Source organism: Carboxylicivirga sp. (assembly GCF_982718395.1).
Genome location: NZ_CEXQWX010000053.1, coordinates 25,099 through 36,251, shown reverse-complemented (window position 1 = coordinate 36,251; position 11,153 = coordinate 25,099). Strand labels below are relative to the sequence as shown.

The following is an 11,153-nucleotide window of genomic DNA, read 5'->3' as shown; positions in this document are numbered from 1 at the left end:
GGCTGACAGCCCGGCATTGCTTTTTCACCATTGGCTTCGGTAAACAATGGTTTAGCTTGCTCAAAACGAAGGCCTTTATCAGTTTCTATACCACGGAAAAATTCAATTGGATTGTGGCCTTTTTTATAATATTCGTGAGTTACCAATAAATCTAATACACCATCACCATCCCAGTCAATTGGCGTCATGTAGCCTTTACCAGCGCCCGACATATTTGGATACATGCCCTGTGAGCGATATTCGTCAACCTTTTCTTGCGAAGGTTTTCCAACGTTAAGAATATCGCCATTCACATGGTAAAGGTATGTACGAAGACCGAAGGCCGGTTTTTCTTTGGTTCCAACGTTTAGTGCTACACGGAATCCATCCGATCCACCAACAAAAAGATCCAATAAACCATCGCCGTTAAAATCGGCAAAGTCAGCAGAAGTATAGTTCCAATAGGTATTAGCTTTCGGATTCCAGGGCGCATCATCATGTGTTAAGCGGGCATTTTCTGCATAACCTTCCTGTGGGATAAACTCACGTGGCTGGAAACCGTCTTTTGAGCCCCGCCACATAGAGATTAAACCGGGATTATACTGACCTGATAACAAATCTAAGTGACCATCACCATCCATATCTACCAACCGAGGGTGAATACCAATACAACACCACTGATGATTAGTAATGGTATCACCATTAACATCTGTAGCATAAAAATACTCACCCGAGTACTTTGGCTTTTTATCGGAACCTTCGTTTAAATATACTTTGATATAAGATCCGGTCTCACCGGTTTCGAACTCGCCTAACAATAAGTCTTTTTTACCGTTCTTATTCCAGTCGTAAAAAACCGGATAAATGAGACCATGCTTCTCTACGCGTATTTCGTTGCTTGTTCCTTTCAAATACTGCGGTTGTCCAAGTGCAGGTGCTCCCGGAATATCAGTTGCCACCATCTTCCGCATTTTAGGGAAGTTGCTGGTCTTTTCAGTGTCTTCAGCACGATCTTGTGCAAACAGACCCATGCTAGCTACCAGCAGTAATATTGTTGATACTATTTTCATAATTTATAGGTTTAATGCTTTTTTAATTGCTTCTTCCAATTCAACTTTTTCATCGATGCCGTCATTTGCGCCTACTGTATCTCTGAAGAAGATTATCTTACCCGTATTGTCGACCATCATAACTGTTGGCAAGAAGCGAATCTTATATTTATCGGATAACTCATTATTACCATACACTAAATCAAAAGTGTAATTGTACTTTTTAATGTATTCAGCAGCTTGCTTTTCATGACCAACATCACCAGACAGTACAGAAATAACTTTTAAGCCTTTGTCTTTGTACTTTTCATGCATTTTCTGAATAAAAGGCATTTTCGCTTTACAAGGTCCGCACCAGGTTGCCCAAAAGTCTAATAATACAATATTATTGGCATACTCATCAGAAAGTGTTTGTTCTCCACCCTTGTGGTTTTTAAGCGTCCAATTGTGCGCCTGCATGCCAACTCCCATACTTTTTTTATCCCAGGGAGCAACCCACATTTCAACTTCAAAATCTTCAGGAACTTCCAGATCAAATGTTGGCAATTCACCATTGATGGTTAATTCCTTGATTAACGTTTTTGAAATTTGATTGCCGTCTTCACCATCAACTTCGGTTGAATTTCCATAATACAATCCATTTTTTACACCAAAGTAGTATCTGAATTTTAGTCGATCGAAATCCGGGTTATAAGCTTGAATTACGTAACAATCATTGCCAAACACATCCTCAATAGCTTCTAAAAAGACATACTGCTTTTGTGGGTGTTGTTTATAAAATACCCGCTTAGTATAATCTTTTTAACCTGCAAAAAAGGTCTCATCGCCAAAAACAGATGAAAAAGCACTTGCAATCATAGTACCTGATGAAGCTGTTGCATCACCTTTTATTACTTTTTTCTTTAAAATGTGTAATTCTTTTAACCCGTCTTTGGTAATAACTCCTTTTATGTGTTTATCTTTTCCTTTCATTGACTGTTTGGCTTCAAACCAACGGTTACCCATCGAACCAGGTTTTCCGGCAAATTCAATAATTAGTTTTCCGTTATAAGTTTTTTCAAAGCCGTACATTTCAGAATCTTTAGTAGATTCCATAACTGCAGAAATAGAAGTAATTCCTTCTAAAGCAGCTTCTGCTTTTTCAATTACCGCTTTTGCTCCGGGTCCTGTTCCCTGTACATTGGGATCATCCAAAGCAATAGGTTGGTTACAACTAATAAGCAGTATTGATATAGCTATGAGAATTATATAGTTCTGTATTTTCATAGTGCAATATTTTAGTATTAATTCATTGTAAGCACTAGTGTCAATTCAAGTACAATATTTAGGGTATTTAATTTCCCCCTCGCCTTTCAGGTACTTCCCTCCCGCATAATGCGGGAGGGAAGCTATTTCTTCGGATTCATTTTCAGTTCTCTCCCCTTGGGAAGATACGAAAAGTGAGAAAGGGATTTAGCCCAAAACCGTGTGCTTGACCTGACAGTAGTAACTAATACATACTTTGCTTAAGTATTACTTTCTCATTAATCGTTTCAGGTGGCAGGCACATATTTTCATCACACGTTTGCCAGGCAATATCAATGCCCAATTCAAACTGTTCAGGTGCTCTTGGCAATTTTCCCAAAGCTTCAAAATAAACATTCATTTGCTTTTGATAAGCCTCTTTTTCTTCGTCCGTTGCCTTTTCAAAGTCGATGCGTTCCGGCCTTGAAACACCTTTAGGCTCCAGTCTTTTTATTTTAAAGCTTTGTTTAAATGTAACTGTTCCTTTATATACTTCGGCACCTCCTTTAATTGATACTTTTGGCATTTGAAGTTCCCCTACCGGCTCAAGCCACTCAGGCCAGTTAAATGTAACATTGGTGGGGATGAAATGATCTTTCTTGTTTTTCTCATTATCAACATAACCATGCCAGCCTTTATCAAATGTAATTTTAACGACTGCTTCACTTGGTCTATATCCAAGTCTTTTAGGAATCACAACTTCATATGAAACATGTTCATAAGAGTTTGCCAATTTAGTGTCGACCTCAATCTTTTTAGGTTTAAAAGCCTCACCAGCAATTATTTTTTCAGCCTTTTCAGCTTTTGCTTTAGGTTTGCTGCCATACATTACAAATACATAGCCTCGATGTCGTAAGGTCAGATATTTGAAGTCTTTCAGGTTACCCATGTAGTAGCTTGCTTCAGCAGGATTCTTTTCTATCTTCTCTTTCACTTTATCAAAGCCGCCTGAATATTCAATAGCTCTACCTGCATCTTTTCCCGGCATTTGAATACCAAAGTCCCTGTTCCAACCCCAGGAAGTTTTATCATCGGCCTCAAAACCGTTCACTGTCGGCACTGATGTACCAATCACTAAGTCCTTGATGCCATCATTATTATAGTCAGCTATTGTTAACATTGGTTGTACTCCAGGCAACTCTTTAGAGCCGTCTTCAGCTACAAACAGAGGTACGTAATTTTCAAAACGTAATCTCTTATCAGTCTGGACTCCTTTATAAAAATGAACCGCCGCATAACCTTTTTCGTAATATCCACCGGTCATTAAGATGTCTAAAACACCATCGTTATCCCAATCTATGGGCTTTAAGTAGGCTTTTCCTGTTCCTGAATAATTGGTGTATTGGCCCATTTCCCTGTTTCTTTTAACTTCGTCTTCTGAAGGTTTCTTGCGTGTTAAAATGTCGCCATTGACGTGATATAAATCTTTTCTGATTCCAAACTTTGGTGTTTCTTTCGTTCCAATATTTATGGCTACACGCATACCTGAGGAACTCCCGGCAAACAGATCGAGTAATCCATCGCCGTTAAAATCTGCAAAATCGGTGGTGGTATAATTCCAGTACATCAGATGGCCTGGTTCCCATGGTGCTGCACCGCGCAGAGTCCTGTGCCTTGCTTCTTTGATGCCTTGTATTTTTCTTTCATCAACCTGCCAGCCTTCCTGTTCAATGAACTCACGCGGCAGAAAACCATCTTTTGAGCCTCTCCATAAAGAAATAGCTCCCGGATTATATTGACCCGAAATGATATCTAAATAGCCATCGCCGGTAATATCAATTAGTCGCGGATGAATTCCGATGCAACACCACTGGCTATTAGCAATTCGCTTACCGTTAATATCAGTAGCATAGAAGTATTCACCAGTAAATTTCGGTTTCTTCTTCGTTCCTTCATTGATATATACTTTGATGTTGCTTAGGGTATCACTGGTTTCAAACTCACCCAAAAGCAAATCCTTTTTTCCATCTTTATTCCAATCGAAAAGTGCAGGATAGATTAATCCATGTTTTTCTACTCTGATATCTTGCTTTGAACCTTGTATCCACTGTGGTTGTGAGAGTTCCACAGCTCCCGAAATATTGGTTATTTTTAGTTTTTTGAAGGCCGGAAGATTGGTTGTTCTGATCTTATCTTCATCAGGGTTCTGGGCAAAGGGGTTCAGCATCATAGCTGAAAGTAATATGGTGATAATTAGTCTCATGATTGATTAGTTTTAAGTGGTTAGTCAGCAGACAGTAGTTTTGTATCTACTGACCACTGACTATATTCTTCTGGCTACTTTAAAGCACTTATCTTCTCAGTCATCTGATTCTTATAGTACTCAGCTGATCTGGCATTATCTTTTGTCAGCTCAATTACCTTATTGTAACATTCAACGGCTGCTTTCTTGTCGCCAATTAAAGCAGAGTAATCACCTTTTGAGCTCCAGATGCTCGTGTTGTCCGGGTATTTTTTAGCCCCTGCATTCAAGCGTTTCAAAGCACGCTTGGCCTGAGCAGGTGTGATAATATCTTTGGCCGAATGGTACATATTACCTGGTCCTATGGAGTAGCTAAAAGCTTCCAGGGTTCCTTTTTCCTTTTCGTAGGCAAAATACTTATCCTGCCAATCCATATAGCCATCGAGATCTTTTGTTGCCAAACAATAACCTGCCTCACAGACAAACTTCATAACCTGATAAGAATCCTCCTGTTCTGCATCAGGTGTATCTTTATAAACTTTATCCAATCGACCATAAATGGCTTCCAGATATTCTTTCCACTTCAGATTACCATCCTGATATGACTGGTGCATTGACTGGTTGTTGGTGCGGAAAATAAACATCGACAGATCTGCGTTTGGAATTATCTTCGCCCAAGCTTCATAGTTGTTGTAGATATGCTCTACAAACGGATTACCATTACTTGGGCCGTCCAGGTACATAGAGATGATGCGGAAATCTTCTTTGTTCATCATTTCATGTGGCTGCTTTACCACAAAATACCACATTGCCATTTCAGCAAATTTCTCATACCACGGTCCCTGTTCTTCACGAGGTAAAGTTGATGCATACACACCGCCTCCCAAGATTAAATCTCTTACGAAATCAAGGTTACGATTACCCTTTTTGTATGCTTCATAACGCTCCAAGAATGGTGTTTCTTCGCCAGTTACCTGTTTGGCAAAACTTAAGAAAAAAGCAGCATCAGGTGTTGCTCCAACTAAACGTTTGTTTTCTGTTCCATCAGGGTTAAAGAAAATCATAGTTGGAAATCCTTTGGCTTCATATTTCTTAGCCAATTCAGGACCTTCACCTTTTTCTGCATCCACCTTTAAGGATACAAAGTTTTTGTTGAAGAAAGTACCAATTTCTTCACGTGGAAAAATGTCCTTACTCATCTTCTTACAAGGTCCACACCAGGTGGTGTAAAAATCAACAAACAATAGTTTGTTTTCAGCTTTTGCTTTAGCCAATGCTTCAGCAAAACTTCCGTGTTCAAATTCGATACCCTGAGCAAAAGTACCCAGGCTTAATATGGCCGCCACAGCCAACAATAGTAGTTTCTTCATTTTTGTTGATATTTGATTATTTAACGTTTACAAGGACGGGTATTTTAATTTTAAAAGCGGTTAAGAGTCAGCCAATCAAGGTTAATTAAGGTTAATACTTCAGTTTTGGTATAATTGTGTAAGTCTAATTTTTCTATATCAGAAGAAAAATGCTTTTAAAAACAATCTCGAATTCTACCCAAACAAGTAATTCTATCTTTCAATTGATTTAATTGCACTATCGGTAATTATATTTAAACTCCTGTATTTCATTCATTTGAGTACTCTCAAACGTCGTTTCGGAGTTTAGGACAGTAACATTATCTGAATCGAATTCTATAGCTGTTTTAATTGTTGTGGTACATTCATCTCCAACAAATATTTCTGTCAATAGCATATTTCCGGCTATACCATTATTGTTGATACGAACTATTGGTCGATACCCCGATATCAGCGCTTCTGGCATTACCTTATCATCATGAGTGATAATATGAGTTGCAATATTTGTTCTGCTGACACGGATTTTATTTTCTTCAGGCAACTTCTCAATGGTTGTGGTTGTCGATTTTTCATAACCATTAATGGATTCTTTTGTGGTAATTTTTTCCAGGAAGTTATTTTTATTGTACTCAAAATAGGAGATTCTTATGGAGCTTTCATTGGTGTGCTCAATTTGCTTAACAATTAAATCACCTTTGTACTCGTATTTTTTACTAACCGTCGTTTCTCCATTAGTACATTGCTTCAGTGATTCAACAATTTTACCATTTTTATAGGTAAACAATTCCTTGTATTGTTCTTCTCCGTCAGTTTTGAATACTAATTCCTTTAGGGTATTGTCAGCATTATAATGGTAGGTCGTTTCCCACTCGTCATTAACGACATAAGATTGTAGCAATTTCCCTTCTGCATTAACTTCGTTTTTGTTACACGCGTATAGCAGAATTGTAAACATTATAGTCCATAATATCTTCATAACTTATCTTTTAGCTTTAACACTTCAATTAAATTCTTATTTGTAGGAATAGATTTCCTGACAAATCACCCGCTCACCATTCCTTTTGGTCGACTCTAAAGGATATTTCCCGTTTGAATCGAAAATAAAATCAATGGTCTGAATGGTCGCTTCTCCATTTTTGTTTATTCTTTTCCAACTTAGAATATTATTGGCAATACCATAAAATTGAGTTACATAAGCTTCCGCGTATCCTTTAATGCTTGATAAAGGACTTGTTTTCTCGTCATATGTTACAATAAAATTAAGAACACCGTTGTATTTAATCTCCAGTTCATTTTTACCGGATACTTTATGAATATCAATGACTCTTGTTTGTTTATTCGCTTCGTTATTCCATTCCAGTTTTTCAATTTGTTTAATCAGTTGATCGTTCTCGTCGTAAAAATTCTCAACTATAGCAACAACCTCATTTTGATCATAAATCGTTTTTTTTAGCAATAGATGTCCTTTGTATTCAAATACTGTCTTTGATTCAGAATCGTTAGAATCCTTATAAATTGTTTTAGCTATTTTTCCATCCTTATAGAAAAACTTCCGTTCACTGCGTATTTTGCCATTAGACTCTTCTTTAATGATATGTATGGTAGAATCCTTGTTGTAGTCGTAAAAAGTGGTTTTATAATCTGACTTTACGGATCTTAGCAGTTTTGAAGTGCTTCTGCCATTATCAACCACATCCTGATCAGAATTTTTGATGATAGCAGGTAAATTTTCAGTACTACAAACGAAGAACAATCCTAATAATAACTTAAGTACTTTCATTTCTTATCATTTTTTAATTTGGCTAGCTTCTCATGATTCATTGAAACCATATTCCCGGTCTCTTCAGATAATAGACTATAAATCCATCACTATTTTCAGAGACCGGGTATGATATTTAATTTTATATCGAACTAAGGTCATTAACGACTCATTGGTACCGGAGTTTCGTCATTCAATAGCTTTTGAATGGTACCATATGCCCAGGCCGATTTTTTAGAATCTTTATACTTTTCAGCCTCCCCGGCAAATTTCTGTGCCAACTCTTTTGCTTCCTCTTTTTTACCTGCTTTGTAAGTCAGATAGGTATAGGCTCCAACCGAGAAGAAGTGCACCGGATCACTGTTCAAACCCTCAGTGTAATACTGACGAATAAAATCAGCGTGTTCCGGCTTTAACTCGGTAGCTCCCAGACTTGAAAAACCAACCATAAAACTAAACTGCAAAGGTTCACCATACTTATCTTTATAAGCCATCATTTGCACCACATGTTCATTTGGCTTTCCCTCGAATCGCAACATATCCGCATCAAATAATTCTCGTGCCTGGTCAGCATAAGTTGGAAAATCAGCTTTTATTCCATTATACATCTCATCCAGGCTAACCTCACCCCGCATAGTGTTATAAAATGATGAACAAATCCAGCCAACAGCACTGTGGCTATCTTTTAATAAAGGAAACTTATCTTTATTATTCTTAACCAATTCATAGAACTTATTGCCATAACGTGCCTGCCAAAATGCCATTTGTAAAGGTTTACCTTCCCAGCGCTCTGCTTCAGGATAAGAGGTATATAAATCCCAGAAATCATCTACAGATGGAGGCATGCTCTTCTCTGCCATGCGCGCATTAAAGTATGCTTCTAAAAATTCTGTTTTACGATTGCCATTGTTGTATTCTTCCTCGTACCAGGCCCATGTTTTTTCTTCTAAACCAAGTGCCAATTTTGCCAAACGGATAAAACCTTCCTCATCACCGGCGCCAATCGACGAACCTTCATAAATTGAATTCCCGTCAGCATCGGCATAGATAAATGTTGGGTATCCCTTTACATTGTATTGTTTTGCTAATGCCGGTCCTTCACCAACTTCGGCATCTACTTTATAATTGATAAAATACTTGTTGTACAATTCTCCAACCGCAGGCAGTGGGAACACATTTTTGGCCATTGCACGACATGGTCCACACCATTTAGTATAAAAATCGATGAAGATTTTTTTATTTTCTTTCTTAGCTTCTGCTTTACATTCTTCCCAGGTACCATGGAAAAACTCCATGCCTTGCGAAAAAGCATTGAAACTTAGAAGACCTGCCACAGCCAATATTAGTAACTTCTTCATTTTTGTTGATATTTGATTATTTAACGATGTAATTTCTGTTAATATGAAACCATAACACGCTCCTCTAAAATATGGGTGACGCCAGATGGGTTATTTTGGTTAATAAATTAAGCTGATAGCGATTTGCAGCTTGGCTAATAAGCTACAAACCTATTTATATGATTCATCGGGTGACCAATTTGTCTTTCAACAAAGCAGTCACCCGATAAATTTTCTTTAGTTATTTAGTCTCTCTTCCTTATCTACCTAAGGAATTCTATAGATTAAACTTACTTTTTTCTTCTCTTTATAAGCACTACCATTCCAAATGTTAATAAGAGGCCTGGTATTATGCCAATTAAAATGATTTTAGCAATCAATTTTCCGGTTTTTGTTACATGTACCTTCACATCCTTTACTTCATCTCTTTGTGCATTAACCGGGAATTCAGCACCCGTGAACCAACCAAATATTTCGCCAACAATGGTAGCATTAACATTTTTTCGTCCCATATTCCGGGAATGTTCCACGTTACTAAGGAAATCGGCATCACCTACTACCATCACTCGTTGCTGTGCCTTACCAAAATTACGGTTCAGGGCAAGAGCAACAGGTGCTGTTATCACTTGTTGGTTACCGTCGGCATCCTGCAACTTTGTATCAGATGACCGAACTTCCAATAATGTATTTAGTGAGAATCCATTTACGCCAGAAGCTTCCAATGCGACTGCTCCCGGCATTGAAACTTTCTTCGATTTATGGATGTATTCAGCCGTATTATTTGTCACTGCTTTGGCACCTTCTGCAAAATCAGCTAAAATGAAATCCGGTTCAAAGCCTTGATTAGACTGAAGTAATTGTCCGTCTACGAAGTTAATGCCAAGATAAGCAACAATTGGTTGCATAAATTCGGCACTGTTTACATCAGCCAAAAGCAACAGGTTGCCACCTTTATCAATAAAATCAGTCACTTTCTGAATTTCTTCATCTGTATAAGCACTCTGTGGATCGGCCAGCACTAAAAAGGCAGCATCGGCTGGTATAGATTGATTTACCAAGTCAACACGTGCAAAGTCAAAACCTTTTTGAATCATGGACTCGCGGTATGTTCTGGCTGTCATCGACTGTTGGTATTCCTTGTCTCCGCTCTTTTCAAAGTCGCGCTCTCCATGACCCGCTGCAAAAATAACCTTTGGTGCATCTGTTATCAATCGTTTTAAGGCTGCAGATGTTTCCGACTCTGAAGGATAAACTCGCATATCATCATACATCCGTAAAAAGGTTGATTTACCATTAAATGTTATTTCGCGTACAAACTGGTTGTCTTCTGCACTCAAGTCGATACGTTGTTTAATTTGTTCCGGCCTCAATAATGAGTTAAAGTCATAGTCGAATGTCTCGGCTGACTTTCTGGCTACCGCTTCAAGACTCAGTCCCGGGTTATTCTGGAAATAGTAATCACCAATGGTAAGTGTATCCCAGAAATAAACATACTCCATCTCCCACTGAGGTAAATAACGAAGGTAATTGTCAAAACGCTTCAAGTCACTTTTTTGTGACCTTGGTAATGCCCTGAAAGAGGTCATATCCATTATATTCACATAGTTGGTCACTTTAACAGGACCATCCATTTTATTTACCACATCCTTGCTGGCATCGGTAAGCGTATTGAATTTAGTGGCTGTTGTATCAAAGTATACAATTAGAGCCGGACGTGAACTCACATAGGCCAAACCTATAGCTGCTCCGAATAATAATACGTAATTACGTGCCTTTGCCCACCAGTGACCAACAATGCGTCCTGATGAAATTTTGATGACTGCGAAAGCCAAAAACATGGTAATAATAATGAGGAAATAAATTACATCCATTGAGCTAATTAGCCCATTGGTCATGTAATTGGTACGTCCTGAAAGCGACAGCCAATAGGTCAAATCACTGATAATGGGGATACCTTGTCCAATTTGATTCACGTAGTTTAATCCGGCTAATGTGGCCAGTGTACCAATAGCTGCCACCACCTGGTATGAGGTAAGGCTGGAAATAAACAAGCCAATGGCCGAATAAGCAGCTGTTAACAGGAAGAAAGCTAATATGCCGGCAGTAACCAGTCCAAAATCGGCTGATTCGATAGACAAGCCACCTGCAAACATAAAGATGATAAGGGTCAATGCCATAATCAGACAATAGCCAATCATAGCAAAATATTTACCA

At 38.3% G+C, this 11,153-nt stretch carries 9 protein-coding genes; all 9 read right to left on the bottom strand.

Annotated features, from left to right (window positions below; genetic code table 11):
- The coding region (locus AC4MRQ_RS11740) for an FG-GAP repeat domain-containing protein (protein ID WP_491197864.1) at window positions 1-1,049 on the bottom strand (1,049 nt) is incomplete at its 3' end.
- 3 nt (window positions 1,050-1,052) lie between these two features.
- Window positions 1,053-1,754 (bottom strand): TlpA family protein disulfide reductase, encoded by a 702-nt coding sequence (locus tag AC4MRQ_RS11735; RefSeq protein WP_491197863.1) that lies wholly within the window; start codon window positions 1,752-1,754, stop codon window positions 1,053-1,055.
- 75 nt (window positions 1,755-1,829) lie between these two features.
- Window positions 1,830-2,294: a hypothetical protein gene (locus AC4MRQ_RS11730; RefSeq protein ID WP_491197862.1), complete on the bottom strand. Its 465-nt coding sequence runs from the start codon at window positions 2,292-2,294 to the stop codon at window positions 1,830-1,832.
- A gap of 223 nt (window positions 2,295-2,517) precedes the next feature.
- Entirely contained in the window at window positions 2,518-4,515 is a 1,998-nt protein-coding gene (locus AC4MRQ_RS11725; RefSeq protein ID WP_491197861.1) for an FG-GAP repeat domain-containing protein, read from the bottom strand.
- Window positions 4,516-4,589: 74 nt separating this feature from the next.
- Window positions 4,590-5,864: a thioredoxin family protein gene (locus AC4MRQ_RS11720; RefSeq protein WP_491197860.1), complete on the bottom strand. Its 1,275-nt coding sequence runs from the start codon at window positions 5,862-5,864 to the stop codon at window positions 4,590-4,592.
- 217 nt (window positions 5,865-6,081) lie between these two features.
- Entirely contained in the window at window positions 6,082-6,819 is a 738-nt protein-coding gene (locus AC4MRQ_RS11715) for a hypothetical protein (protein WP_491197859.1), read from the bottom strand.
- A 36-nt stretch (window positions 6,820-6,855) separates the two neighbouring features.
- On the bottom strand, window positions 6,856-7,623 hold the full coding sequence (locus AC4MRQ_RS11710) for a hypothetical protein (RefSeq protein ID WP_491197858.1): 768 nt from the start codon (window positions 7,621-7,623) through the stop codon (window positions 6,856-6,858).
- Between the two features lie 140 nt (window positions 7,624-7,763).
- The gene (locus AC4MRQ_RS11705) at window positions 7,764-8,960 is read right to left on the bottom strand and encodes a thioredoxin family protein (RefSeq protein WP_491197857.1); all 1,197 of its coding nucleotides are present in this window, start codon (window positions 8,958-8,960) and stop codon (window positions 7,764-7,766) included.
- A 269-nt stretch (window positions 8,961-9,229) separates the two neighbouring features.
- The coding region (locus AC4MRQ_RS11700; RefSeq protein WP_491197856.1) for a Gldg family protein at window positions 9,230-11,153 on the bottom strand (1,924 nt) is incomplete at its 5' end.

Coding starts and splice junctions, on each gene's coding strand:
- AC4MRQ_RS11730 (WP_491197862.1), bottom strand. CDS start 2,294: ATGAAAATACAGAACTATATAATTCTCATAGCTATATCAATACTGCTT.
- AC4MRQ_RS11725 (WP_491197861.1), bottom strand. CDS start 4,515: ATGAGACTAATTATCACCATATTACTTTCAGCTATGATGCTGAACCCC.
- AC4MRQ_RS11720 (WP_491197860.1), bottom strand. CDS start 5,864: ATGAAGAAACTACTATTGTTGGCTGTGGCGGCCATATTAAGCCTGGGT.
- AC4MRQ_RS11715 (WP_491197859.1), bottom strand. CDS start 6,819: ATGAAGATATTATGGACTATAATGTTTACAATTCTGCTATACGCGTGT.
- AC4MRQ_RS11710 (WP_491197858.1), bottom strand. CDS start 7,623: ATGAAAGTACTTAAGTTATTATTAGGATTGTTCTTCGTTTGTAGTACT.
- AC4MRQ_RS11705 (WP_491197857.1), bottom strand. CDS start 8,960: ATGAAGAAGTTACTAATATTGGCTGTGGCAGGTCTTCTAAGTTTCAAT.